The organism is Streptomyces cadmiisoli (assembly GCF_003261055.1).
GTDB lineage: Bacteria > Actinomycetota > Actinomycetes > Streptomycetales > Streptomycetaceae > Streptomyces > Streptomyces cadmiisoli.
In genome coordinates, this window is the sequence record NZ_CP030073.1 from 6,466,514 (window position 1) to 6,490,987 (window position 24,474).

Sequence of the window (24,474 nt, forward strand, 5' to 3'; positions counted from 1 at the left end):
CACAATGGGCCACGTGCCGACCAAGAAGAACCCCCAGGCGACCGGGGCCGCACCCGCCCGTCGCCGCGAACTCCTGCGCACCGCCGCCGGGGTCTTCGCCGAACAGGGCTACAACGCCACGACCGTACGCACCATCGCCGACCAGGCGGGCATGCTCGCGGGCAGTCTCTACTACCACTTCGACTCCAAGGAGTCGATGCTGGAGGAGATCCTGCGCACCTTCCTGGACGAGCTGTGGGAGGGCTACGACACCGTCCTCGCGGCCCGGCTCGGGCCCCGCGAGACGCTTCAGGCCCTGGTCACCGAGTCGTTCAAGGAGATCGACCGGTACCGCGACGCCGTGGCGATCTACCAGAAGGAGTCCAAGCAGCTGCTCGCGCAGGAGCGGTTCGCGTTCCTCGCCGAGTCACAGCGCAGATTCGAGACCGCGTGGCTGTCCACGCTGGAGCGCGGGGTCGCGGAGCGGGTCTTCCGCGCCGACCTCGACGTCCGGCTCACCTACCGGTTCGTCCGGGACACGGTGTGGGTCGCCGCGTCCTGGTACCGGCCCGGCGGGCAGCACAGCCCGGAGGAGATCGCCCGCCAGTACCTGTCGATGGTGCTGGACGGGATCGCCGTACGTGAATAGCCCTTTTCCGTGAGGGAGTTGCCATGGCCGAGGCCTACATCGTCGAAGCGGTCCGCACGCCCGTGGGGCGGCGCGGGGGAGGACTGAGCGCGGTCCATCCGGCCGATCTCGGCGCGCACGCGCTCAAGGCGCTGATCCAGCGGTCCGGGGTCGACCCGGCGGCGGTCGAGGACGTCGTTCTCGGCTGCCTGGACACCGTCGGACCCCAGGCCGGGGACATCGCACGGACCTGCTGGCTGGCCGCCGGGCTGCCCGAGGAGGTGCCGGGGGTGACGGTGGACCGGCAGTGCGGATCCTCCCAGCAGGCCGTGCACTTCGCCGCGCAGGGCGTGCTGTCCGGTACGCAGGACCTGGTGGTCGCCGGCGGCGTGCAGAACATGTCGCAGATCCCGATCGCCTACGCGACCCGGCAGGCCGCCCAGCCGCTGGGCTTCACCGAGGGTCCCTTCGCCGGCAGCGAGGGATGGCGGGCGCGGTACGGGAACCGGGCCGTCAACCAGTTCGCCGGCGCCGAGATGATCGCCGCGAAGTGGGGGATCGGCCGGTCCGAACAGGAGGAGTTCGCGCTCTCCTCGCACCGGAAGGCGGTGCGGGCGATCGACGAGGGCCGGTTCACCCGGGAGACCGTGCCGTACGGGGACATGGCCGTCGACGAGGGCCCCCGGCGGGACACCTCGCTGGAGAGGATGGCCGCGCTGAAGCCGGTCATCGACGGCGGCACCGTCACGGCCGCCTGCTCCTCGCAGGTCTCCGACGGCGCCGCGGCGATGCTGCTGGCCTCGGAGCGGGCGGTGCGCGAGCACGGGCTGACCCCGCGCGCCCGCGTCCACCACCTCTCGGTCCGCGGCGAGGACCCGATCCGTATGCTCACCGCGCCCATACCGGCCACCGCCCATGCCCTGAAGAAGACCGGCCTGACCATCGACGCCATCGACCTCGTCGAGATCAACGAGGCCTTCGCGCCGGTCGTCCTGGCCTGGCTCAAGGAGACGGGCGCCGACCCGGCGAAGGTCAACGTCAACGGCGGCGCCATCGCCCTCGGACATCCCCTGGGCGCCACCGGCGTCAAGCTGATGACGACCCTGCTGCACGAACTGGAGCGCACCGGGGGACGGTTCGGCCTGCAGACGATGTGCGAGGGCGGGGGACAGGCCAACGTGACGATCATCGAGCGGCTGTGAGGGGCGGGGGCGCACCCGGGCACGGGTAGACGGCGCGGCGGCGTGGTGCGGTGTGGTGGCGGGGCGTGGTGCGGCGGCGCGGTGTGGTGGCGGGGTGTGGTGGCGGGGCGTGGTGCGGCGGCGCGGTGTGGTGGCGTGGTGCGGCCGCGTGGCCGGGAGGGGACAAGGCCCCCGGCCACCGCGGCCCGAACCCGGGCCCCTGTCGCCGGGGTGAAGTGCCGCGGCCCCTCCCCGGAGCCGCTATCCGCGGTCGCGGGCCGGCAGCGTGCCGAGGATCGCCTCCGCCTGGGCCATCACCCCCGTCACCAGCTCCGCGCACGACGGCAGGTCGTCGATGACCCCGGCGACCTGCCCGGACGCCATGACGCCGACGTCGGTCCGGCCGTCCACCATCGACGCCTTGAGCAGCATCGGTGTGTTCGCGGCGAGCAGGACCTGGCTCCACGTCAGATCCTTGCCGTGCCGCAGCGCCCGTCCGTCCGCGATCATCCGGTGCCAGGTCAGCCCGGACAGCTTCCGGAAGCCGGCCGCTCTGCGCACGGCGCGGAGCAGCGCCGCCGCGCGGCCGGACCGCTCCAGCTCGTCGACCAGCTCCGTACGCAGCATGCGGTGCGGCAGGCCGTCCACCGCGCGGGTGACCGTGACGTCCCTGACCGTCGCCGCCAGGTACCGCGCCTTGACCGCGTCCGGCACCGGCGAGTCCGACGTCAGCAGGAACCGGGTGCCCATGGCGACACCCGCCGCCCCGTACGCCAGCGCCGCGACCAGGCCCCGGCCGTCGAAGAAGCCGCCCGCCGCCACGACCGGTATGTCCACGGCGTCCACGACCTGCGGCAGCAGGACCGTGGTGGCCACCTCGCCGGTGTGCCCGCCCCCCTCACCGCCCTGCACGATCACCGCGTCGGCGCCCCACGCCGCGACCTTCTCGGCATGGCGCCGCGCGCCGACGGACGGCATCACCACCGTGCCCGCCTCCTTGAGCGCGTCGATCAGCTCCCGGGAGGGGGCGAGGGCGAAGGAGGCGACCCGGACACCCTCGTCGATCATGATCCGTACCCGGTCGGCCGCGTCCCCCGCGTCGGCGCGCAGGTTGACCCCGAACGGCGCCGTGGTGCGGGAGCGCACCTCGCGGATCGCCGCGCGCAGCTGATCGGGCGTCATCGTCGCCGACGCCAGGATGCCCAGCGCGCCCGCGTTCGCCGCCGCCGAGACCAGGCGCGGCCCGGCCACCCAGCCCATGCCGGTCTGCACGACGGGGTGCCGTACGCCGACCAGCCGGGTGAGTGCCGTCTCCATCAGCTCCGCACCTCCCGGTCCCGGACGTTCGCCGGGTCGATCACCTCGCGGATCAGGCGCAGCTCCTCCGGGGTGGGTGTGCGGGTCGGCGGCACCTCGGGCGGGACGGTCAGCTCGAAGCCCGTCGCCTCCCGCACCTGGTCGGCCGTCACCCCCGGGTGCAGCGTGACCACCCGCATCGAGTGGTCCGGCGTGGCGAAGTCGAAGACGCCGAGATCCGACACGACCCGGGCCAGCCGGTGGAAGCGGGCCGTGGCCGGGTGCTCGGCGGCCCGGTCGTACCCGACCCCGCACACCATGTCGACGCGCTCGACGAACACCCGCCGCGAGTGCCGCGGGATCCAGTAACTCGTCGGGTTGTTCAGGGTGTTGACCGGCGCCCCGCGCACCCCGAGCAGTTGCCGCGCCGGTCTCGCCCAGTCACCGATGCAGGAGATGTTCTGGTTGCCCTGGCGGTCGAGCTGGCTCGCGCCCATCATCACGTGCCGTCGGCCGCCGGTGACCCAGGTCAGATGCCGGCGGTAGGGCAGCCAGCCCTCCGGGGTGCCGTCGGCGTCCACCAGCGTCGCCTCGCCGTCGGTCAGCAGCAGGTCGGGGGCGAAGGTGCGGCGGGCGAGCCGGGCACCGATGGAGGGGATCGGCCCCATCGGACTCGCCAGGATCTCGCCCGCGCCGCGCCAGACCTCCGCGCAGGCGATCACGCAGTACTCGGCGCGGGTGGGCGAAGCCGTGGACGCGGTCATGGCCGCTCCCCGTGCCAGGCGCGGACGGCGGATCGGTACGCCTGCTCGTCACCGGCGAGGAAACGGTCGGCGAACTCCGCCCAGGGCGTGCTCGCGTAGTGCTGCTGGAAGGCCTCGTCCCTCGGGTGGTCGGGTGCGCAGGAGGTGAAGTGGGCGCCGTTGGGGGCTTCGACGACGGCGGCCACCGTGTGGCGCGCCACGAGCAGCGTCTGCGGCGCGGCGTCCTTCGTCAGCTCGGCCGTGTCCACGATCCGCTCGCAGGAGACGATCGCCCGGTCGGCCGCCTCGCAGAACAGGTCGTCGAAGTACGGGTCGGGGCCCAGGTACTGCCCGTTGCCCCGGCGGTCGGCGCGGTTGACGTGGACGAGGGCCGCGTCCATGCGCAGGGCGGGCACGGCCACGAACGTCTCGCCGTCCTCGTACGGGGAGGTCACCGTGCGCAGCGCGGGGTTGACCCGCATGACGTCCGAGCCGATGCCGGCCCGCACCGGCAGGAACGGCATCCGGTTCGCCGCGGCGTGCAGCCCCCACAGGAACATCGCCTCGTCGATCTCCATGAGCTCGAAGGCCCCGCGCTCGCGGGCCGCGCGGTAGTGCGGTTCGAGCGGGATCGAGTCGAGCGTCACGAAGGCGGTGACCAGCCGGCGGATCCGGCCCGCCGCGGCGAGCATGCCGACGTCCGGGCCGCCGTAGGAGACCACCGTGAGATCCGTGATGCCGGTCCGCAGCAGTGCTCTGACCAGCGCCATCGGTTTGCGCCGCGATCCCCAGCCGCCGATGCCGAGGGTCATGCCGCTCGCCAGCCGGGAGACCGCCTCGTCGGCGGTCGTCGTCTTGTCGCTCACTCGGGTCCGTCCTTTCCGAAGCCGCCGCGGACCCGGTCGGCCACGCCGCTGAGGCTCGCCTCGAAGGTGAAGCCCTGCTCGAACCGGTAGCTGCGGCGCACGTCGACGGGGTCGATGCCGTTGATGGCGGCCTTGGCCAGGCGCAGCAGCCGGCCGTCCTTGGCGGCGATCTCGCGGGCCAACTCCAGTGCCGCCCCGTGGAGTTCCTCGCGGGGCACCACCCGCCACACCGAGCCGTGCGCGTGCAGCTCGGCCGCGGTCGCCGTGCGCGAGGTGTAGTACAGGGTGCGCATCAGGTGCTGGGGGACCAGACGGGCCAGGTGGGTGGCCGCGCCGAGGGCGCCCCGGTCCAGCTCGGGCAGACCGAAGGTGGCGTCCTCGCTCGCCACGATCGCGTCCGCGTTCCCCACCAGGCCGATGCCGCCCCCGAGACAGAAGCCCTGCACCGCCGCCACGACGGGGGTCTCGCACTCGTACACCGCGGCGAAGGCCTCCGCGCAGCCGGAGTTGGCGCCCAGCAGGGCGCTGTCGCCGCGCGCCTGTATCTCCTTGATGTCCACGCCGGCGTTGAAGCCCCGCCCCCGCGCCGCCAGCACGACACAGCGCACCTCGGGGTCCCGGCCGGCCGCGCGCACGGCGCCGGCCAGGGCGTACCACCCGGCGACCGGCAGTGCGTTCACTGGCGGGAAGTCGACCGTGACGACGGAAATCCCCTTTTCCGGGGACGAGGTGGAGACACCCATGGGCGCATCAGCTACCTTTCCACCAAACATTTGTTAGGTGCGAGGCTTCGAAGCTAGCAGTCGTCGTTCGACGGTGGGAGCCCCTGTGGACGAAGCACTCCTTGTGGAGAACACCGATGACGCCGCGCACGCCGATGACGCCGCGCACGCCGATGACGCCGCGCGCGCCGATGACGCCGCGCGCGCCGAAGCCGCCGACCACGCCGCGGACGTCCGGCGTCCGCCTCTGTCCGGCCGGACCGTCGTCGTCACCGGTGGCACCCGAGGGGTCGGCGCCGGCATCGCGCGGGCCTTCGTCGAGGCGGGCGCCGACGTCGTCGTCTGCGCGCGCAGACCGGCAGAGAACCCGGTCGAGGGCTGCCGGTTCGTGCCCCTCGACCTGCGCGACCGGCCGGCCGTCGCGGAGTTCTTCGCCGCGCTGCCCCGGCTCGACGTCCTCGTCAACAACGCGGGCGGCACACCCCACCGGCTGCTCACCGACGTGGACGCCGAGCGGCACGCGCGCGTGGTCGAGCTGAACCTCCTCGTCCCGCTCACCGCGACGCTCGCCGCCCACGAGCACCTCGCCCGCGCCCGGGGATCCGTGGTGATGATCGGCAGCGTCAGCGGCGGCCGCCCGTCCCCGGGGTCGGCCGCGTACGGCGCCGCCAAGGCGGGACTGGAGAGCCTCGCCCGCTCGATGGCCGTCGAGTGGGCGCCGGACGTGCGGGTCAACACGCTGGTGGTCGGGATGGTGCGCACGGAGTCGTCCCACCTCCACTACGGGGGTGCGGAGGGGATCGCCGCGGTGTCGCGGACGGTGCCGCTGGGGCGGCTCGCCGAACCGTCCGACGTCGGGTCGGCCGCGGTCTTCCTCGCCTCCGACGCCGCCCGCTACGTCAGCGGGGCGAGTCTGCTCGTGCACGGCGGAGGGGAGCGGCCCGCGTTCCTGGACGCGGCGACCGCCCGGAAGGAGGACTGAGATGAGCGGATTCTGCGAGGGACGGGTCGTCGTCGTCACCGGAGCGGGGCGGGGGCTCGGCCGGGCCCACGCGCTCGCCTTCGCCGCCGAGGGCGCGCGGGTCGTGGTCAACGACCTCGGTGTCGCCCTGGACGGGGCGCGGGATGCCGAAAGCCCCGCCACGCGCGTGGTCGCGGAGATCCGGGCGGCAGGCGGCGAGGCCGTCGCGCACGCCGGGGACATCGCCACCGGCGAGGGCGCGGCGTCCCTGATCCGGGTGGCGCTGGAGACGTACGGCCGGCTCGACACCCTCGTCAACAACGCCGGATTCCTGCGCGACCGGATGCTGGTCAACCTCGACGAGGACGACTGGGACGCCGTCGTGCGCGTCCACCTCAAGGGCCACTTCCTGCCGCTGAAGCACGCGGCCGCGCACTGGCGGGCCGAGACCCGGGCAGGGCGGACCCCGGTCGCCCGGGTCGTCCACACGAGCAGCGGCGCCGGACTGCTCGGCTCCGTGGGACAGGGCAACTACAGTGCCGCCAAGGCCGGGATCGTGGCGCTGACGCTGGTCGCGGCGGCGGAGCTGGGGCGGTACGGAGTGCAGGTCAACGCCATCGCGCCGGCCGCGCGCACCCGTATGACGGAGCGCACCTTCGCGACGGCCATGGCGGCACCCGACGACGGATTCGACGCCATGGCCCCGCGGAACGTCTCGCCCCTGGTCGTCTGGCTCGGTTCGGCCGCCGGCGAGGGGGTCACCGGACAGGTCTTCGAGGTCGAGGGCGGCCGGATCGCGGTGATGGAGGGGTGGCGGCCCGGTCCCTCGGTGGACAAGTCGGCACGCTGGGCGCCGGCCGAACTGGACGCGGTGGTCGGCGAACTGCTCGCCGGGGCCCGGCCTCCGGGGCCGGTGTACGGCAGCCGGGGACACTGATCACGAGCCTGCGCCGAAACAGCCGCACAGCCCTGACGGCCCCACCGCGCTCCACGCCCCGCAGGCACCCCGACCCCTACGTGTCGCACTCCAGCACCGTCCGGCACAGCGCGCACCGGGCCCGCATCCGACCGCGCACCGGCACCCTGATCCGCTGGTGGCATGTCGGACAGGGGAACGACACCCGCAGCGGCCCGTGCGCGTCCGGTGAGAAGTCGTACGGCGTGCTCGGCGCCGCCACCGGGGCGGGGCCGTCCTGGGCGTGCCTGCGGTCCCGGGCGTAGCGGCGGCGGCCCGCCCAGCCGGCGCCCGTCAGCGGCGGCTGCTGCTCGTCCCGCCGCGCCAGGTCCCGGCCGGACACGAACGCCGTGTACGCCTGCGGGCTGGTGAACCACGTCGACGGGTCCTCGCCGAACACCAGGGCCCGTTTGGCCAGGACGTACCCGAACTCCTCCGGTGTCAGATAGCCGAGCTTCTGGCTGGACGCCGCGTCCTCCCGGTAGGCGTCCAGCAGCAGCCAGCCCGCGCCCAGGTACGTCGTCGCCGTGTCCGTGAGGATCTCGTTGTCCCGCGTGCCGGGGAAGGACAGGCCCAGGCGGTGCAGGTACACGTGCATCACCTCGTGCGCCAGCGCCGCGCCGATGTCCCGGCGGTGGGTGCGGAAGCGGTCGTTCAGTTCCACGAAGTACTCGGGGCCCGCGGCGAGTTCGACGTTCGCCGCGTGCTTCATCTCCCGGAAGCTGACGATCAGACGGGCGTCCGGCAGCCGGTAGTGCCGCACCAGTTCGCGGGCCACCCGCTGCGCGCCGAGATACAGGTCGTCGGTGTCGCAGAACGCCACGTCGGCGGGCGCCACGCTGATCTCGAACGTCCGGACGGTGTCGTAGGACAGCCGCTTGTACAGGGCCGTGATCGCCGCCCGCACCGTCTCCAGGTGCGGGTAGCCGTGCTCGACCGGTCCGTCGTTCGCCACGCCCTCACCCCCGAGACGCCTTGAACCCGACTCCACTCTACGAGGGGGAGAGCGGATTTTCGCCGGGCGGGTTCCGCGGCCGGGGCGTGACCTCTGCCCTTGTCATGAACGCCGCCCGATCTTCATACTGCGAGCCGCCCAATCCGTCACGAAGGGAAGTACGTTGACGCAAAAAGCGACGAGAAGAAACGGTGCGACCCTGGCGAAACGAGCCGCGGCGGCCGGAGCCGTCGCCCTCGCGGTCGCCAGCCTCCAGCCGGTCTCCGCGCACGCCGCCGACACGCGGGTCATCGGCGGAAAGCCCGCCGCACAGAACGAGTTCCCCTTCATGGTCCACCTCTCCATGGGCTGCGGCGGGGCGCTCTACAAGAAGGACGTGGTCCTGACCGCCGCCCACTGCATGGACGGCTCCGGCAACAACACCCGCATCACCGTCACCGCCGGTGTCGCCGACCTCGGCTCCTCCGCCGCGATCAAGGTCAAGTCGACCAAGGTCAAGGTCGCGCCGGGCTACGACGGCACGGGCAAGGACTGGGCGCTGATCAAGCTGGCCAAGCCCATCGACAGGCCCACGCTGAAGATCGCCACCACCAACCGCTACGACCGCGGCATGTTCACCATCGCCGGCTGGGGCGACACGAAGGAGGGCGCGGGCACCGGAACGACCAAGCTCCAGAAGGCCTCCGTGCCGTTCGTCAGCGACCGCACCTGCAAGTGGCACTACGGCAACCGGCTGGTGGCGAAGGAGGAACTGTGCGCCGGCTACCAGAGCGGCGGCATCGACACCTGCCAGGGTGACTCCGGCGGCCCCATGTTCCGCAAGGACGACGCCGGCAAGTGGATCCAGGTCGGCATCGTCAGCTGGGGCGACGGCTGCGCGCGCACCGGCGTGCCCGGCGTCTACACCCAGGTCAGCCACTTCGCGAGCGACATAGCCCGGGCGGCGTCCGCACTGTAGTGCGGTTGTCGCGAACGGGAGCGGCACACCGGACGCCGTACCGCGGCGGTCCGGGAACCGCACGCCGGCGGCCCGTCCGACGGGCGGCCGTCCGGGTGCCGTGAGGCACCGAGTCGGGGGGACGACGGTCGTCCGTTTCGGGCGGCCGTTTCCGGCCGAACCGCGTGTAGCCGCCCGGCCGGGCAGGCGCGACGCCGCGCGTCCGCCCCCGGCGGTCGAGCGGGTTTGTCGCGCCGGAGCGGCCGACGCGCGGGATGTCCCGGTCGTCGTCCACCGGCCGCGCTGGCAGAATCCACGCCGTGACCAGCGAACAGCGCCCCGCCGCCGCGCTGACGGTCGGCGGCAGGGACGAGGCCCTCGAGGACCGGCTCGAAGCGGAACTCACCGCCTTCAACGCCGCGGCGACCCGCACCGAGCGCCCCGAGGACATCTCCGTGCGCGTCACCGACACCACCGGTGACCTGGTCGGCGGACTGACCGGATGGATCTGGGGCACCCTCGCCGGCGTCGAACTGCTGTGGGTGCGTGCGGACCAGCGGCACGCCGGCTGGGGGAGCAGGCTGATGACGGCCGCCGAGGACGAGGCCGTGCGCCGCGGCTGCACGGACCTGATCGTCTCCTCGTACACCTTCCAGGCCCCGGACTTCTACGTCGGGCTCGGCTTCCGCGAGACCGGGCGGGTCCCCGGCGTCCCCGGCGGACACGAGGACGTCTACCTGCACAAGACCATCGGATCCTGAACCGGCCGCGCACACCGCCCCGCCCGGGCGCGCATCCGCCGCACCGTAGGGTGGGCGCCCATGACCACCAGCAACACCGCCAGCGGTGACGTCGACCCGGCCGTGGGCGAGGAGCTCGCCCGGCTGCGCGACAGCATCGACAACATCGACGCCGCCGTCGTCCACATGCTCGCCGAGCGCTTCAAGGCCACCCAGCAGGTCGGACACCTCAAGGCCGAGCACCGGCTGCCGCCCGCCGACCCGGCCCGCGAGGCACGGCAGATCGCCCGGCTGCGCTCTCTCGCCGAGAGCGCCAAACTCGACCCCGCTTTCGCCGAGAAGTTCCTCAACTTCATCATCGCCGAGGTCATCCGGCACCACGAGAGCATCGCCGAGGACACCGGGAACAGCACACCGCCCGCGGCCGATCGACCTCCACTGGACGGCACGCGGGAGTGACAGCGGCGCCCGCACCGGGCATGCTGCGCTGTGCACTCCTTGTCAGCCGCCGAGCACTCCCCGTCAGCGGCTCGGGCACGGTCTGGTCGTCCACGCGGGAGGGAGGTCGGGCATGCCGCCGGACGCCAAGATCCTCATCGTCGACGACCACGAGGACACCCTCTACGCCCTGGAGAGCGCGCTGGCCCCGCTCGGATACCGGCTGGGCCGCGCCACCGGCGGCGACGAGGCCCTCAAACACGTGCTCCGCGGCCAGGTCGGCCTCCTGCTGCTCGATGTGCACATGCCCGGCGTCGGCGGTCTGGAGGTGGTGCGCTATCTGCGCCGCCTGGAGCAGACCCAGCACATCCCGGTCGTCCTGCTCACCGGCTTCGGCCCCGACCACGAACTGACCTCCGCCGCCTTCGCGCTCGGCGTCGCCGACCTCGTCCTCAAACCCGTCGACCCCTGGGCGCTGCGCACCAAGGTCCGCTACCTCTACGACGCCCACCAGCGCCATCTGGCGCTGGAGCGGGAGGTGCGCGAACTGCGCGCCCTGATCGGGTCCCGCCCGGAGCCGCCCCGCGACCGCACGGCCCCGAACCGGCCCGGCGGCAGCGCGGCCCCGGACCCGCCCCGTCCCGGCGCCCGGGTCCCCGGCCAGCGCGAGGCCCCCGCCGCCACGCCCGCGCAGGACGCGACGTAGCACTGTGCCCTACGGCCCCCGCCGCCACCGTGCGGCCGGACACGTACGCCGGGCCCGTCGGGCCGCTCCCGTCCGCGTCGCGGCGCCCCCGGCGCACGTGCGGCGCACCGGAGCCGGGCCCGGTGCGCCGGGTCATGGCCGCCTCCCCTGTCCCGCCGCCAGGGGTATCGGGCAGCATGGCCCTCATGTCCGTACTCATGCGCGACGAAGCGCAGACCCGTGCCAAGCTCCTCGACGTCCGCCGGTACACGATCGACCTCGATCTGACGACCGGGGACGAGACCTTCGGCTCCCTCACCGTGATCAGGTTCACCGTCCTCGCGGACCACGACGTCACGGACACCTTCGTCGAGCTCAAGCCCGCCGAGTTGCGCTCGGTCACCCTCGACGGACAGCCCCTGGACCCGGAGACCCTGGACGGGAACCGGCTGCCGCTGCGGAACCTCGGCGCCGGCGAGCACGAACTGCGCGTCGACGCCGTCATGCGCTACTCGCACACCGGCGAGGGCATGCACCGCTTCACCGACCCCACCGACGGCGAGACCTACGTCTACACCCAGCTGTTCATGGATGACGTCCAGCGGGTGTTCGCCGCCTTCGACCAGCCCGACCTCAAGGCCGTCTTCGAACTGTCGGTCAGGGCCCCCGAGGGCTGGACCGTCCTCGCCAACGGCGTCACCGAGCACCTCGGCGAGGGCCGCTGGAAGGCCGCGCCCACCCCGCTGATCTCGACCTACCTCGTCGCCGTCGCCGCCGGTCCCTGGCACTCCGTGCGCACCGAGCACCGCGGCCTGCCCTTCGGCATCCACTGCCGCCGCTCCCTCGCCCCCCACCTGGACGCGGACGCCGACGAGATCCTGGAGATCACCCGGCAGTGCTACGACCGGTACCACGAGAAGTTCGAGGAGCCGTACCCCTTCGACTCCTACGACCAGGCGTTCGTCCCCGAGTTCAACGCGGGCGCCATGGAGAACCCCGGCCTGGTCACCTTCCGCGACGAGTTCGTCTACCGCTCCGCCGTCACCGACACCGAACGGCAGACCCGCGCGATGGTCATCGCGCACGAGATGGCCCACATGTGGTTCGGCGACCTGGTCACCCTCAAGTGGTGGGACGACATCTGGCTGAACGAGTCCTTCGCCGAGTACATGGGCTACCAGACCCTCACCGAGGCGACCCGCTTCACGGACACCTGGACCGACTTCGGCGTCGTCCGCAAGGGCTGGGGCTACGACGCCGACCAGCGCCCCTCCACCCACCCCGTCGCCCCCGAAGCCGTCGACGACACCGCCGCCGCCCTGCTCAACTTCGACGGCATCTCCTACGCCAAGGGCGCCTCCGCCCTGCGCCAACTCGTCGCCTGGCTCGGCGAGAAGGACTTCCTGGCCGGCATCAACACCCACTTCACCCGGCACCGCTTCGGCAACGCCACCCTCGCCGACTTCATCGACTCCCTGGCCGGCGCCACCGACCGCGACGTCCACGCCTGGGCCGACGCCTGGCTGCGCACCACCGGCGTCGACACCCTCACCCCGCGCATCACCAACGGCGACCACGGCACCTGCGCCCTCACCGTCGAGCACACCGGCAGCCGCCCGCACCGCATCGCCGTCGGCCTCTACGACCAGGACGTCACCGACGAGGGCCGCCTCACCCTGCGCCGGCGCCTGGACCTCGACGTCCCGCAGACCGACAGCCACCCCATCGGCAAGCGCCCCGCGCTGCTGGTGCTCAACGACGGCGACCTCACCTACGCGAAGGTCCGCTTCGACCCGGAGTCCTTCCGCACCGTCCGCGCCGCGCTGTCCGGCCTGCCCGAACCCCTCACCCGCGCGGTCGTGTGGAACGCGCTGCGCGACGCGGTCCGCGACGGCGAACTCCCGCCCGCGACCCATCTGGAGATCGCCCGCGCCCACCTGCCGCGCGAGACGGACCTCGCCCTCGTCCAGGGAGTCCTCGGCTTCGCCATCACCCAGGTCGCCGACCGCTACCTCGCCCCCGACGAGCGCCCCGCAGCCCTGGCCACCCTCTCCGCCCTCTGCCGCGACCTGCTGCGCCGCACCGAGGACGGCGACAACCCGGGCCTGCGGCTGCTCGCCGTGCGCCACTACATCGACGTCGCCGCCCACCCCGACACCATCGCGGCCTGGCTCGCCGAGGGGACCGTCCCCGGCGGGCCCGAACTCGACCCCGAGCTGCGCTGGCGGGTCCTCGGCCGGCTCGCCGTCCTCGGCGCCGTCGACGAGGCCGCCGTCGCCGCCGAACTGCGGCGCGACCCCAGCGCCACCGGCCAGGAGGGCGCCGCCCGCTGCCGTGCCGCACTGCCCGACCCGGAGGCCAAGCGCGCCGCCTGGGAAGCGATGTTCACCACCGACGACCTGTCGAACTACCTGTTCACCGCCACCGCCCGCGGCTTCTGGCAGCCCGAACAGGCCGATCTCGTCCGGAAGTACGTACCGCGCTACTTCGAGGACGCGGTGGCCGTGGCCGCCCGCCGCGGCCCCGCCATCGCCGAGGCCGCGGGCCGCTGGGCCTTCCCCGTGCACGCCGTCGACACCGAGACCCTGCGCACGGGCGAGGAGTGCCTGCGCGACGGCGGCCCGATCCCGGCCCTGCGCCGCAAACTGGTCGACCAACTGGACGATCTGGCACGGGCCCTGCGGGTGCGGCAGGCGTAACGGCCGCCGCCCCCACGGCACGGGTGGCGGACCCGGCTCCGCCACCCGACGCCACCCCCGTACCCCCTTTCGGGTGCTGCTCCCCGGACCTTTCCGACGCCCGGGCCCGTTCGCGTACAAGCTGGAAGCATGCGCACGCCGCCCCTCGCCTCAGGCCCCGAAGGCCCCGGCGCGCTGGGGCCGTTGCTGGACACCGTCCTAGACGCCCTCCAGCAGGGCGCACGGGCACGCGGCGGACCGCTGCCCGCGGGCGGACCCGACGCCGTCACCGAACGGATCCGGGAGGCCCTCGGCGACGTCCTGCCCGACAAGGGCGACCGGCACGCCCTGCACGTCCTCGTCCGCGCCTTCGCACAGGGCGCCGCCGACCCCGCGGACCCCCGGTGCGCCGCCCACCTGCACTGCCCGCCCCTCGCCGTCGCCACCGCCGCCGACCTCGCCGCGAACGTCCTCAACCCCTCCCTCGACTCCTGGGACCAGGCCCCGGCCGCCACCGCGCTGGAGACCCTGGTGACCGGCGCCCTCGCCCGCGAGGCCGGCGCCGCCGACGCCCTCGTCACCACCGGCGGCACCGAGTCCAACCAGCTCGCCCTGCTGCTGGCCCGCGAGACCCGCGGCGCCGGCCTACGGCTCGTCCACGCCGAGAACGCCCACCACTCCCTCGGCCGCGCCGCCTGGCTGCTGGGCCTGCCCGACCCCGTCGTACTGCCCGCCCCCGCCGGCACCCTCGACCCCGCCGCCCTCGACGAGGCCCTCACCGACCTGCCCGGCCCCCTCCTCGTCGCCGCCACCGCCGGCACCACCGACGCCGGACTGATTGACCCGCTGCCCGAGATCGCCGACCGCTGCCGCGCCCACGGCGCCCGACTGCACATCGACGCCGCCTACGGCGGCGGACTCCTGTTCAGCACCCGCCACCGCGCCGCACTCGCCGGCCTCGAAGCCGCCGACACCGTCACCCTCGACCTGCACAAACTCGGCTGGCAGCCGATCGCCGCCGGCCTGCTCACCGTCCGGGACGCCCACGACCTCACCGTCCTGCACCAGCGCGCCGACTACCTCAACGCCGCCGACGACACCGAAGCCGGACTGCCCGACCTGCTCGGCCGCTCCCTGCGCACCACCCGCCGCGCGGACATCCTCAAGATCGCCGTCACGCTCAGGACGCTCGGCCGCGACGGACTCGCCGCCCTCGTCGACCAGGTCTGCGCGACCGCCCGCGAGTTCGCCCGCCTCGTCGACACCCACCCCGCCTTCGAACTCCACGACCGGCCCACCATCAGCACCGTCCTGTTCCGCCCCGCCGACGCCACCGACGACACCGTGGCCGCCGTGCGCCGCCGGCTCCTCACCGACGGCCACGCCGTCCTCGGCCGGGCCCGGCTGGACGGACGGCTCTGGCTCAAGGCCACCCTCCTCAACCCCCGCACCAGGCCCGAAGACCTGGCCGCCCTCCTCGAACTGGTGGAAGGAAACACCCCCCGATGACCCGCCCCGCCATCCCCCACACCCCGCACGACGAGACCCAGGCCCCCCGCGACCTGGTCGGCATCGGCATCGGCCCCTTCAACCTCTCCCTCGCCGCCCTCGCGCACCCCCTCGCCGAACTCGACGCCGTCTTCTACGAACAGCGCCCCACCTTCGACTGGCACCCCGGACTGCTCATCGACGGCGCCACCATCCAGGTGCCGTTCCTCGCCGACCTCGTCACCCTCGCCGACCCCGCCAGCCCCTGGTCCTTCCTCAACTACCTCAAGACCCGGGACCGCCTCTTCCCGTTCTACTTCGCCCAGCAGTTCCACATCCAGCGCGCCGAGTACGACGCCTACTGCCGCTGGGTCGCCGAGAACCTCCCCGGACTCCACTTCCGCCACCAGGTCGACGCCGTCCGCTGGAACCCCGAACGCGACGTCTTCGAAGTCGACTTCACCCGCCTCGACGCCGACGGAGAAGCCGAGTCCCTCGGCCGGACACACACCAGGAACGTCGTCCTCGGCATCGGCACCGAACCCCACGTCCCCGACCCCCTGCGCCCCCTCGTCGACGCACCCGGCGTACCCGTGCTCCACGCCGCCGACTACCTCGCCCACCGCGACACCCTGCTCGCCGCCGAACACGTCACCGTCATCGGCTCAGGACAGTCCGGCGCCGAGATCTTCCTCGACCTGCTGCGCCACCGCCCGCACGGCCGCGAGCAACTGCACTGGCTCGGCCGCACCGAGTCCTTCGCGCCGATGGAGTACTCCAAACTCGGCCTGGAGCACTTCACCCCCGACTACACGCGCTACTTCCACGCGCTCGCCGAACCCGTCCGCGACACACTGGTCACCGCGCAGTGGCAGCTCCACAAGGGCATCGACGCCGGCACCATCGCCGCCGTCCACGACGAGCTCTACCGCCGCACCCTGCACGGCGGCTGGCCCGACGCGGTCCTCACCCCCGGCGTCCGCGTCCGCACCGCCGGCCGCATCGCCACCTCCAAGATCGAACTCCACGTGGAACACACCCAGCAGGGCACCCGCTCCCGGCTCACCACCGACGCCGTCGTCCTCGCCACCGGCTACCGTGAACGCCCCCTCACCCGCCTCCTCGCCGGCCTCGACCCCTACCTGCGCCGCGACAGCCACGACCGGCCCCGCCTCGACGAGGAGTTCCGCCTCCTCCTCGACCCCTCCGTCACCGGCTCGATCCACGTCCAGAACACCGAACTGCACACCCACGGCGTCGGCACCCCCGACCTCGGCCTCGCCGCCTGGCGCAGCGCCACCATCCTCAACGCGCTGACCGGCAAGCAGCCCTACCCCCTGCCGCACCGCACCGCGTTCACCACCTTCGGCCTGGAACAGCACCCGTCCCAGCTCCCGTCCGCACGCCGGCCGAGGACGCTCACCCCCCTGGCGGACGGGATCTGAGCCGCACCGCACGGCACCCCGGTGCTCTACTCCCGCGGCACTAGAACACCGGGGTCCCGTCGCGGGTCAGCCGCCAGCCCACCGAGGCGAAGTCCTTCGGGTCCAGCACACCCTTCGCCGTCACCCACTCCGTGATCCGGGTGCGGATCTCCGTCGACTCCGACCACAGCTCCTGCGCGGACGCCACGTGCGGGAAGGCACCGCCGCCGTTGGCCCGGTAGTTGTTCACCGCGAACACGAACCGCCCGGCATCGTCCAGCGGAGCGCCGCCGTAGGCCAGGTTCACGATCCGCGAACCCGCCGGCCGGGCGATGTCGATCTCGTACGACACACCCGACACATAGTCGTAGTTGTAGTCCGGACGGCCCCCCGCGTTGGTCAGCGCGTCCACGTCGACCACCGCGTCCGGCGCCGTCCGCACGAAGTACTCCGCCGAGTACTCCAGATACGCCCGCAGCTGCGCACCCGTCAGCACCTTGGCGACCAGCGTGTTGTCGTACACGTACAGACTCGACAGGTCCCGGACGGTCACCTCGCCCGCGGGGATCTGCGAGGTGCGGGAGAACGGCGACGCCTGCGCGATCACCGGCAGCGACGCGTGCTCCGTGCCCGCCAGCGCCGCCCTGACCACGTCCTCCTGCACCTTCGTGATCAGATCGATGATCGGCGCGTCCGTGCAGCGGGCCTCGACGGTCGTCAGGGTCTGCGTCGCGGTACCGACGACCTGGTTGACGTACTCCACGACCTTCCGGTGCTCGTCCGACAGCAGCCCGGTGATCCTCGGATCGTCCTCGACCGTGCTGGAGTCGCGCAGCGACGCCCGCACCGACTCGACCCGCCACCCGCCCCGCTCCAGCACCAGCTCGAAGTCGAACAGCGTCAGCCGCTCGGCGTAGCACAGCGGCTCCGAAAGGACCACCGTCCGGCCGGTCCGCTCGTTGGTGACCAGCAGCTCCTCGATCTCCACGTGCGCGTGGCCGACCAGGATCGCGTCGATCCCCGGCACCCGCTGCGCGACCAGCGCCGCCGCGTTCTCGACGTACGGCAGCTGGTCACCGTACGACGACGTGCCGGACGAGCCGCTGTGCGCGGAGACCACCACCACGTCCGCACCCATCGACCGCAGCTTCGGCACCCACTTCGCCGCCTGCTCCTCGAGCCCCGGGAAAGCCAGCCTGCCCTGCACGTACGCCTTGTCCCAGATCGCGATTCCCGGGTTCGTCAGCCCCAGCACCGCCACCTTCACCGGCGGCCCGCCCGGCACCCGGAAGGTCTTCATGAAGTACGGCGGGAAAGCCGGCCGCAGCGTCCGCGCGTCGACCGCGTTCGCGCCGAGCAGCGGGAAGTCGCACTGCTCCTCGAACCTGCGCAGTGTCTCGATGCCGTAGTTGAACTCGTGGTTGCCGAGCGCCACCGCGTCGTAGCCGATCGCGTTCATCGCCTGCGCCATCGGGTGCACGGGACCGCCCTCGGCGGTGATCGGGTCGACCTTGGCGTAGTAGTACGTCAGCGGGGTGCCCTGGATCGTGTCGCCCGCGTCCAGCAGCAGCGTGTTGCGGCGGCCCTTCTCCCGGCGCACCTGGTCGACCAGCGTGGAGATCCGGGCCAGCCCCTGCGCGTTGCCCTGGGCGTCGGAGTACTCCGCGTCCTTGAAGTAGTCCCAGTTGAAGACGCGTCCGTGCAGGTCGGTGGTGCCCATCACGGTGAGCGCGTACCGCTTCGCCGGCCTCGGCCGGCGGCTTCCCCCGACAGCCTGCGCCGCCGGGGCCGCCGCCCCGGCGACCGCCACCCCCGCTCCGGTCACGGCGGACTCCTTCAGGAACTTGCGGCGGTTCAGCGGCATGTCGTGATCTCCTCCGGCGACGCATCGATGACGCGCGTAGACAGCGTGCGTAGATTCTGACCCGGACATGACCACACGCAACAGTCCCGCCGCATTTCGATCCGATGACCCGAACCGCCCACCGAACGGGCCACGGCACACCCCCCGCTGACACAGTGGAACGCATGACCTCACCCACCGCCGACGAACCCCGCCCGCCCGCCGCCCCCCACGGCACCCCCGACGCCCCCCGCCTCGCCGTCCGCGGCGAAGCCCACCTCGAGGTCGACCCCGAGATCGCCCGCATCGGCATCGTCGTCACCGCCCGCGGCCGCGACCGGCGCTCCACCCTCGACGACCTCACCCAGCGCAACACCACCGCCCTCGACCTCGTCAAGTCCTACGGCGAAGCCGTCGAACACATCGAGACCGGCGCCTTCTCCATCACCCCCGAACTCACCGGACACGGCCGCGGCGAACGCGTCCGCAGCTACCACGGCCGCGTCCACATCACCGCCGAGCTGACCGACTTCACCGCCCTCGGCGAACTCACCACCCGACTCGCCGACCTCGACCTCACCCGCGTCGACGGCCCCTGGTGGACCCTGCGCCCCGACTCACCCGCCCACCGGCAGGCACGCCGGCAAGCCGTCCACGACGCCGTACAGCGCGCCCGCGAGTACGCCGAAGCCCTCGGCACCACCCTCGCCGCCCTCGTCGAACTCGCCGACCTCGGAGCCGAAGGCCCCCAGCCCTTCCCCGCCGCCCAGACCGGCCGGATGCGCTCCATGGCCTACGCCGCCACCGCCGAGGACACCACCGCCGCACCCCTCGACCTGGAACCCCAGCGACAACATGTGTACGCCCAGGTCAACGCCCGATTCACGATGGTGCCGCCCCGGCTGTGACCGCCATTTCGAATATCCGCCCCGGGGCGAAATCACCGCCGAAAATGCGCGAGGGCGCCGAAATGCTCATCGGAGCGCCCCACCGCACAATTCAACACTTGTCAACACCCCTTCACGCAAAGGTTGTTGAGTAGTCACGCCCGACCAATTCTCTACCCACCGGTAAGGCCTAGGCTCGAATCATGCGCCGAGCAAAGATCGTCTGTACTCTGGGCCCCGCCACCGACTCGTACGACCAGATCAAAGCCCTGGTCGAAGCCGGAATGGACGTCGCCCGATTCAACCTCAGCCACGGCACCTACGCCGAGCACGAGGAGCGCTACCAGCACGTCCGCAAAGCCGCCGACGAAACAGGCCGAAGCGTCGGTGTCCTCGCCGACCTTCAAGGCCCGAAGATCCGCCTCGGCAGATTCACCGAAGGCCCCGTACTCCTTGAACGCGGCGACACCTTCACCATCACCGTCGAAGACGGCGCCGAAGGCGACCGCCACTCCTGCGGAACCACCTACGAAGGCCTCGCCGCCGACGTCACCCCCGGCGAACGCATCCTCGTCGACGACGGCAAAGTCTGCCTGCAAGTCACCGACGTCGACGGACCCCGCGTCCACACCAAGGTCGTAGAAGGCGGCATCGTCTCCGACCACAAGGGCCTCAACCTGCCCGGCGTCGCCGTCTCCGTCCCCGCGCTGTCCGTCAAGGACCAGTCCGACCTGCGCTGGGCCCTGCGTACCGGATTCGACGTCATCGCCCTGTCCTTCGTCCGCAGCGGCCGCGACATCAGGGACGTCCACCGCATCATGGCCGAGGAGGGCCGCCGCCTCCCGGTCATCGCCAAGGTCGAGAAGCCCCAGGCCGTCGACGCCATCGACGACATCGTCGCCGCCTTCGACGGCATCATGGTGGCCCGCGGCGACCTCGGCGTCGAAATGCCCCTGGAGCAGGTCCCCATCGTCCAGAAGCGCGCGATCAAGCTCGCCCGGCGCAACGCCAAACCGGTCATCGTCGCCACCCAGATGCTCGACTCGATGATCGACAACTCCCGCCCCACCCGCGCCGAGGCCAGCGACGTCGCCAACGCCGTCATCGACGGCACCGACGCCGTGATGCTCTCCGGCGAGACGAGCGTCGGCAAACACCCCGTCGAGACCGTCCGGACCATGGCCAAGATCGTCGAGGCGGCCGAGGAGGACATCCTGGCCAAGGGCCTCCCGCCGCTCACCGAACGCAACAAGCCCCGCACCCAGGGCGGCGCCGTCGCCCGCGCCGCCGCCGAGATGGGCGACTTCCTCGGCGCGAAGTTCCTGGTCGCCTTCACCCAGTCCGGCGACACGGCCCGCCGCCTGTCCCGCTACCGCTCGCCCATCCCCCTCCTCGCCTTCACCTCGGAGCAGGGGACACGCTCGCAACTGAGCCTGACCTGGGGAGCGGAGACCTTCCTCGGTCCCTACGTGGACTCCACCGACGCGATGGTCCACCAGGTGGACGACCTCCTGACCAAGTACGGCCGCTGCCAGAGGGGCGACACCGTGGTCATCACCGCGGGCTCACCCCCCGGAGTGCCCGGCACCACGAACATGGTCCGCGTCCACCACATCGGCGAGAGCACGACGTAGCCGACGGTCTCGATCGGGGTCCTTCGGCGGCGAGGGGACCGTTCAGTGCTTGGAACCCACATGGGCATCCATCAGGCCGACCGAGGCCCTGCGGGCCACCGAGGCATTGAACGGCTCACCGCCGCGCCGCAGAATGCTCCATTCGACACCGACCCGGTCGAGCGCCTGGGTGAAAAGCCGCCGGATGTCGTCCGACTTGTTGGTGAAGAAGTACCGCGGATACTCGTACCGTTTGCGCTCACCGCCGACCGGACGCGTCGTCCAATTGATGACCCGGCATCCGTCCGAATGCACGAGACCACGGATGAACTCCCACGGGAACGCATCGACGATCTCCCGCTGCCAGGGTTCGAGGACAATGGCCCGCTCGTGCTTCTTGCCGGGGCCGTGCTGGGGGAAAAGCGCCGGCCAGTGGCGCCAGTAGCTGGTCACGGTCACACAGCCCTGTTTGGGCACGGTGTGCACACGCACCCCGGGGCGCACCCGCAGAATGGCGTCCCGGCATTCCTGGATGAGGCCGGGCCAGGCGTCCGCGCAGAAGACGCGGAGGTAGTGGCCGCCTCGCGGGTGAGGACTGACGCACCCGTCGCCCAGATAGAGGCCCAGAAGGTAGGCGTACGCCTGTTGGTCGGCCGGCGGGCCCGGCGCCGGCTGGGTCATGCGGGGCAAGGGCTCCATCCGGTCCTGCCAGGAACGGATGGCCGCACGCGAGATGCCCGTCTCGCGGCTCACCGAATTGAGACTGCGGCCCTGGCCGACGAGTGCGAGTGCCCGCGCGCGTGTGCCGATGTCGTACATGTGGTCACTGTGCGAAGGGGATGGCCGCGACACGCGGTAGCGAGCAGATATTCACCAGAACGTGGAGATCCGCTTCAGGGAGTGACCTTGGAAAACAAGGAAAAGTGCCCCGGGTCGGACTCGAACCGACACTGTACGGGTTTTGAATCCGTTGCCTGCTGCCAATTGGGCTACCGGGGCTCGCAGAATCAAAGGTTTCCCTTGACCCTCCGCGCGTCCACCTTACCGCAGCTAGGTAGGCTCTTGGGAGCAGCACCCCTGCCTGACCAAGGAGCCCCCGTGACCGCCCCCGAGTCGCCCCAGCCCGTAGACGCGCCCGACGACGACAAGTCGCACGTGCCTCCGCTGACGACCCGTGTCGTCATCGCCGAGGACGAGGCCCTGATCCGGCTCGACCTCAAAGAGATGCTGGAGGAGGAGGGCTACACGGTCGTCGGCGAGGCCGGTGACGGTGAGCAGGCCGTGGAGCTCGCCCGCGAGCACAAGCCCGACCTCGTGATCCTCGATGTGAAGATGCCCAAGCTGGACGGTATCTCCGCGGCGGAGAAGATCACCGAGGAGTCGATCGCGCCGGTGCTGATGCTGACCGCCTTCTCGCAGCGTGACCTCGTCGAGCGGGCCCGGGACGCGGGTGCGATGGCGTATCTGGTGAAGCCGTTCAGCAAGAGCGACGTCGTTCCGGCGATCGAGATGGCGGTGTCGCGGTACACCCAGCTGAAGGAGTTGGAGAAGGAGGTCGCGGACCTCAGCCAGCGGCTGGAGACGCGCAAGCTGGTCGACCGGGCGAAGTCGATTCTGCAGACGGAGTACGGGCTGACGGAGCCGGCCGCGTTCCGGTGGATCCAGAAGACCTCCATGGACCGGCGGATGTCCATGCAGCAGGTGGCCGAGGCGGTCATCGAGGACGCCGCCGAGAAGAAGGCGGGCAAGGCCGCGGACAAGGGCTGAGTGCTCGCGGTGACATGACGAGGCCCGCGTCCCCCGGTGGGGGCGCGGGCCTTGTCGTGCCGGCTGTGGGCTCAGTCCTCGCCCAGGTAGGCCTTGCGGACGGATTCGTCGTGCAGCAGGTCCTGTCCGGTGCCGGACAGGACGATGTTGCCGACCTCCATCACATGGCCGTGATCGGCGAGGGAGAGGGCCGCCTGGGCGTTCTGCTCGACGAGCAGAATCGTTGTGCCCTGGGACTTCAGCTCGGCGATGGTCGACATGATCTTCTGCATCATGATCGGGGACAGTCCCATGGACGGCTCGTCCAGCATGAGCAGCTTCGGCTGGGACATCAGGGCGCGGCCCATGGCCAGCATCTGCTGTTCGCCGCCGGAGAGGGTGCCCGCGGCCTGCTTCCTGCGTTCCCCGAGGATGGGGAAGAGGTCGTAGGCGCGCTGGATGTCCTTCTCGATGGCGGGTTTGTCGTCCCGGAGGAAGGCGCCGAGGCGCAGGTTGTCCTCGATGGTCATGCGGGGGAAGATGTGCCGGCCTTCGGGGGAGTGGGCGAGTCCGAGGGCGACGATGTCGTGGGCGGGGATCTTCTTCAGCGATTTGCCGTTGAACTTGATCTGGCCGCCGGTGGGCTTGAGGAGCCCCGACAGGGTGCGCAGGGTGGTGGTCTTGCCGGCGCCGTTGGTGCCGATGAGGGTGACGACTTCGCCGGCGTCGACCTTGAAGGAGATGCCCTTGACGGCTTCGATCTTGCCGTAGGAGACCCGCAGGTCGTCGACTTCGAGCAGTGCGGTCATCGGTCGTTCTCCTTGCCGGGCGCGGTGTCCGTCGTGTTTGCCTCGGCGGCCTCGACTTCGGCGACTTCCTCCGCCCCGGGGGCGTTCTCGAAGGGTTCGCCGAGGTAGGCGGCGATGACCCGCTCGTCGCCCTGGACGGTGGCGCTGTCGCCCTCGACGAGCTTCTCGCCCTGGACGAGGACGGCGACGCGGTCACAGAGGTTGAAGATGAACCGCATGTCGTGCTCGATGACGAGGACGGCGATGCCCTTGTCGCGGATGGCGAAGACCAGTTCCTCGGTGGCGCGGGTCTCCTGGGGGTTCATGCCGGCGGTGGGCTCGTCGAGGAGGAGCAGGCCGGGCTCGCTGGCGAGGGCGCGGGCGATCTCCAGTTTGCGCTGTTCGCCGTAGGGGAGGTTGCGGGCCAGGTGGTCGGCCTTCTCGGCGAGGCCGACGAACTCCAGGAGTTCCATGGCGCGTTCCCGGGAGGCGGCTTCGGCCTTGTGGAAGCCGGGGCCGCGCAGGAGGGCGGACCAGAGGCCTTCCTTGGTGCGGGTGTGGCGGCCGACGAGGACGTTCTCCAGGACGGTCATGTTGGCGAACAGCCGGATGTTCTGGAAGGTGCGGGCGATGCCGGCCGCGGTGACCTTGAAGGACTTGGGCGGCAGGACCTGGCCCTTGTAGCGGACCTCGCCCTCGGTGGGGATGTAGAGGCCGGTCAGGCAGTTGAAGAAGGTGGTCTTGCCGGCGCCGTTGGGGCCGATGAGGCCGACGATCTCGCCGGTGTTGACCTGGAGGTCGACGTTGCGTACGGCGGTGAGGCCGCCGAAGCGCATGGTGACGCCGCGGGCGTCGAGGACGGTCTCGCCGGGGGCGGTGGCGCCGGGTGCGGCGTCCTTGGTGGTGGTGTCGGTAGTCATG

Annotated in this window: 23 protein-coding genes and 1 tRNA gene; 14 read left to right on the forward strand and 10 right to left on the reverse strand. The window is 71.8% G+C overall.

Annotation, left to right across the window (positions count from 1 at the left end):
* Window positions 1-13: 13 nt before the first annotated feature.
* Window positions 14-628, forward strand: a complete 615-nt coding sequence (locus DN051_RS28305) for a TetR/AcrR family transcriptional regulator (protein ID WP_053764122.1) — start codon at window positions 14-16, stop codon at window positions 626-628.
* 23 nt (window positions 629-651) lie between these two features.
* Window positions 652-1,809 carry an acetyl-CoA C-acetyltransferase gene (locus DN051_RS28310; protein ID WP_053764104.1) on the forward strand — a complete coding sequence of 386 codons (1,158 nt, stop codon included), beginning with the start codon at window positions 652-654 and terminating at the stop codon, window positions 1,807-1,809.
* Between the two features lie 240 nt (window positions 1,810-2,049).
* Here the strand turns inward: DN051_RS28310 and DN051_RS28315 are convergent, their stop codons facing one another.
* From DN051_RS28315 to DN051_RS28330, 4 genes are read right to left on the reverse strand one after another with little or no spacing between them, the layout of a single operon-like run.
* Window positions 2,050-3,105 carry an NAD(P)H-dependent flavin oxidoreductase gene (locus DN051_RS28315; protein WP_112439752.1) on the reverse strand — a complete coding sequence of 352 codons (1,056 nt, stop codon included), beginning with the start codon at window positions 3,103-3,105 and terminating at the stop codon, window positions 2,050-2,052.
* Window positions 3,105-3,848 (reverse strand): CoA-transferase subunit beta, encoded by a 744-nt coding sequence (locus tag DN051_RS28320; protein WP_112439753.1) that lies wholly within the window; start codon window positions 3,846-3,848, stop codon window positions 3,105-3,107. Before DN051_RS28320 ends, DN051_RS28315 begins: the two co-directional genes overlap by 1 nt.
* Window positions 3,845-4,693, reverse strand: coding sequence for a CoA transferase subunit A (locus tag DN051_RS28325; protein ID WP_112439754.1), 849 nt, complete (start codon window positions 4,691-4,693; stop codon window positions 3,845-3,847). The genes DN051_RS28320 and DN051_RS28325 overlap by 4 nt, the downstream gene beginning before the upstream one ends.
* Entirely contained in the window at window positions 4,690-5,436 is a 747-nt protein-coding gene (locus DN051_RS28330) for an enoyl-CoA hydratase family protein (protein ID WP_112439755.1), read from the reverse strand. Before DN051_RS28330 ends, DN051_RS28325 begins: the two co-directional genes overlap by 4 nt.
* A 226-nt stretch (window positions 5,437-5,662) precedes the next feature.
* Between DN051_RS28330 and DN051_RS28340 the strand changes: the two genes are divergently transcribed.
* Both DN051_RS28340 and DN051_RS28345 read left to right on the forward strand, forming a co-directional pair.
* Window positions 5,663-6,397: an SDR family oxidoreductase gene (locus DN051_RS28340; protein WP_112442482.1), complete on the forward strand. Its 735-nt coding sequence runs from the start codon at window positions 5,663-5,665 to the stop codon at window positions 6,395-6,397.
* A gap of 1 nt (window position 6,398) precedes the next feature.
* On the forward strand, window positions 6,399-7,313 hold the full coding sequence (locus tag DN051_RS28345; RefSeq protein WP_112439756.1) for an SDR family oxidoreductase: 915 nt from the start codon (window positions 6,399-6,401) through the stop codon (window positions 7,311-7,313).
* Window positions 7,314-7,389: 76 nt separating this feature from the next.
* On the opposite strand, the gene DN051_RS28350 is transcribed toward DN051_RS28345, so the two are convergent.
* The gene (locus tag DN051_RS28350) at window positions 7,390-8,286 is read right to left on the reverse strand and encodes a hypothetical protein (protein ID WP_053764110.1); all 897 of its coding nucleotides are present in this window, start codon (window positions 8,284-8,286) and stop codon (window positions 7,390-7,392) included.
* A 163-nt stretch (window positions 8,287-8,449) separates the two neighbouring features.
* On the opposite strand from DN051_RS28350, the gene DN051_RS28355 reads away from it, so the two are divergent.
* From DN051_RS28355 to DN051_RS28385, 7 genes are all read left to right on the forward strand, one after another.
* Window positions 8,450-9,244: a S1 family peptidase gene (locus DN051_RS28355; protein ID WP_079002173.1), complete on the forward strand. Its 795-nt coding sequence runs from the start codon at window positions 8,450-8,452 to the stop codon at window positions 9,242-9,244.
* Window positions 9,245-9,543: 299 nt separating this feature from the next.
* Entirely contained in the window at window positions 9,544-9,984 is a 441-nt protein-coding gene (locus DN051_RS28360) for a GNAT family N-acetyltransferase (RefSeq protein ID WP_053764125.1), read from the forward strand.
* Between the two features lie 60 nt (window positions 9,985-10,044).
* Window positions 10,045-10,422, forward strand: a complete 378-nt coding sequence (locus DN051_RS28365; protein WP_112439757.1) for a chorismate mutase — start codon at window positions 10,045-10,047, stop codon at window positions 10,420-10,422.
* Window positions 10,423-10,534: 112 nt separating this feature from the next.
* The gene (locus DN051_RS28370) at window positions 10,535-11,107 is read left to right on the forward strand and encodes a response regulator (protein ID WP_112439758.1); all 573 of its coding nucleotides are present in this window, start codon (window positions 10,535-10,537) and stop codon (window positions 11,105-11,107) included.
* 185 nt (window positions 11,108-11,292) lie between these two features.
* Window positions 11,293-13,785 (forward strand): aminopeptidase N, encoded by a 2,493-nt coding sequence (gene pepN, locus DN051_RS28375; protein ID WP_053764126.1) that lies wholly within the window; start codon window positions 11,293-11,295, stop codon window positions 13,783-13,785.
* Between the two features lie 129 nt (window positions 13,786-13,914).
* On the forward strand, window positions 13,915-15,273 hold the full coding sequence (locus DN051_RS28380) for a pyridoxal phosphate-dependent decarboxylase family protein (protein ID WP_112439759.1): 1,359 nt from the start codon (window positions 13,915-13,917) through the stop codon (window positions 15,271-15,273).
* Window positions 15,270-16,697: a lysine N(6)-hydroxylase/L-ornithine N(5)-oxygenase family protein gene (locus tag DN051_RS28385; RefSeq protein WP_112439760.1), complete on the forward strand. Its 1,428-nt coding sequence runs from the start codon at window positions 15,270-15,272 to the stop codon at window positions 16,695-16,697. The genes DN051_RS28380 and DN051_RS28385 overlap by 4 nt, the downstream gene beginning before the upstream one ends.
* A 40-nt stretch (window positions 16,698-16,737) precedes the next feature.
* Here the strand turns inward: DN051_RS28385 and DN051_RS28390 are convergent, their stop codons facing one another.
* Window positions 16,738-18,540, reverse strand: a complete 1,803-nt coding sequence (locus tag DN051_RS28390; RefSeq protein WP_053758019.1) for a bifunctional metallophosphatase/5'-nucleotidase — start codon at window positions 18,538-18,540, stop codon at window positions 16,738-16,740.
* A gap of 164 nt (window positions 18,541-18,704) precedes the next feature.
* On the opposite strand from DN051_RS28390, the gene DN051_RS28395 reads away from it, so the two are divergent.
* On the forward strand, window positions 18,705-19,427 hold the full coding sequence (locus DN051_RS28395; RefSeq protein WP_112439761.1) for an SIMPL domain-containing protein: 723 nt from the start codon (window positions 18,705-18,707) through the stop codon (window positions 19,425-19,427).
* A gap of 182 nt (window positions 19,428-19,609) precedes the next feature.
* Window positions 19,610-21,040 (forward strand): pyruvate kinase, encoded by a 1,431-nt coding sequence (pyk, locus tag DN051_RS28400; protein WP_112439762.1) that lies wholly within the window; start codon window positions 19,610-19,612, stop codon window positions 21,038-21,040.
* A 42-nt stretch (window positions 21,041-21,082) separates the two neighbouring features.
* On the opposite strand, the gene DN051_RS28405 is transcribed toward pyk, so the two are convergent.
* On the reverse strand, window positions 21,083-21,838 hold the full coding sequence (locus DN051_RS28405) for a helix-turn-helix domain-containing protein (protein ID WP_112439763.1): 756 nt from the start codon (window positions 21,836-21,838) through the stop codon (window positions 21,083-21,085).
* Window positions 21,839-21,943: 105 nt separating this feature from the next.
* Window positions 21,944-22,018 (reverse strand) — tRNA-Leu (locus tag DN051_RS28410).
* 99 nt (window positions 22,019-22,117) lie between these two features.
* Between DN051_RS28410 and DN051_RS28415 the strand changes: the two genes are divergently transcribed.
* On the forward strand, window positions 22,118-22,786 hold the full coding sequence (locus DN051_RS28415) for an ANTAR domain-containing response regulator (RefSeq protein ID WP_053756713.1): 669 nt from the start codon (window positions 22,118-22,120) through the stop codon (window positions 22,784-22,786).
* Between the two features lie 71 nt (window positions 22,787-22,857).
* On the opposite strand, the gene DN051_RS28420 is transcribed toward DN051_RS28415, so the two are convergent.
* Both DN051_RS28420 and DN051_RS28425 read right to left on the reverse strand, forming a co-directional pair.
* Window positions 22,858-23,574 (reverse strand): ABC transporter ATP-binding protein, encoded by a 717-nt coding sequence (locus DN051_RS28420; RefSeq protein ID WP_053756712.1) that lies wholly within the window; start codon window positions 23,572-23,574, stop codon window positions 22,858-22,860.
* On the reverse strand, window positions 23,571-24,473 hold the full coding sequence (locus tag DN051_RS28425) for an ABC transporter ATP-binding protein (protein ID WP_053756711.1): 903 nt from the start codon (window positions 24,471-24,473) through the stop codon (window positions 23,571-23,573). The genes DN051_RS28420 and DN051_RS28425 overlap by 4 nt, the downstream gene beginning before the upstream one ends.
* Between the last annotated feature and the right edge of the window lies 1 nt (window position 24,474).

Excerpts from the sequence above, each read along its gene's own strand:
- DN051_RS28345 (WP_112439756.1), top strand. The coding sequence starts at position 6,399 with ATGAGCGGATTCTGCGAGGGACGGGTCGTCGTCGTCACCGGAGCGGGG.
- DN051_RS28320 (WP_112439753.1), bottom strand. The coding sequence starts at position 3,848 with ATGACCGCGTCCACGGCTTCGCCCACCCGCGCCGAGTACTGCGTGATC.
- pepN (WP_053764126.1), top strand. The coding sequence starts at position 11,293 with ATGTCCGTACTCATGCGCGACGAAGCGCAGACCCGTGCCAAGCTCCTC.
- DN051_RS28315 (WP_112439752.1), bottom strand. The coding sequence starts at position 3,105 with ATGGAGACGGCACTCACCCGGCTGGTCGGCGTACGGCACCCCGTCGTG.
- pyk (WP_112439762.1), top strand. The coding sequence starts at position 19,610 with ATGCGCCGAGCAAAGATCGTCTGTACTCTGGGCCCCGCCACCGACTCG.
- DN051_RS28405 (WP_112439763.1), bottom strand. The coding sequence starts at position 21,838 with ATGTACGACATCGGCACACGCGCGCGGGCACTCGCACTCGTCGGCCAG.
- DN051_RS28385 (WP_112439760.1), top strand. The coding sequence starts at position 15,270 with ATGACCCGCCCCGCCATCCCCCACACCCCGCACGACGAGACCCAGGCC.
- DN051_RS28395 (WP_112439761.1), top strand. The coding sequence starts at position 18,705 with ATGACCTCACCCACCGCCGACGAACCCCGCCCGCCCGCCGCCCCCCAC.
- DN051_RS28330 (WP_112439755.1), bottom strand. The coding sequence starts at position 5,436 with ATGGGTGTCTCCACCTCGTCCCCGGAAAAGGGGATTTCCGTCGTCACG.
- DN051_RS28390 (WP_053758019.1), bottom strand. The coding sequence starts at position 18,540 with ATGCCGCTGAACCGCCGCAAGTTCCTGAAGGAGTCCGCCGTGACCGGA.
- DN051_RS28380 (WP_112439759.1), top strand. The coding sequence starts at position 13,915 with ATGCGCACGCCGCCCCTCGCCTCAGGCCCCGAAGGCCCCGGCGCGCTG.
- DN051_RS28310 (WP_053764104.1), top strand. The coding sequence starts at position 652 with ATGGCCGAGGCCTACATCGTCGAAGCGGTCCGCACGCCCGTGGGGCGG.
- DN051_RS28365 (WP_112439757.1), top strand. The coding sequence starts at position 10,045 with ATGACCACCAGCAACACCGCCAGCGGTGACGTCGACCCGGCCGTGGGC.
- DN051_RS28420 (WP_053756712.1), bottom strand. The coding sequence starts at position 23,574 with ATGACCGCACTGCTCGAAGTCGACGACCTGCGGGTCTCCTACGGCAAG.
- DN051_RS28370 (WP_112439758.1), top strand. The coding sequence starts at position 10,535 with ATGCCGCCGGACGCCAAGATCCTCATCGTCGACGACCACGAGGACACC.
- DN051_RS28425 (WP_053756711.1), bottom strand. The coding sequence starts at position 24,473 with ATGACTACCGACACCACCACCAAGGACGCCGCACCCGGCGCCACCGCC.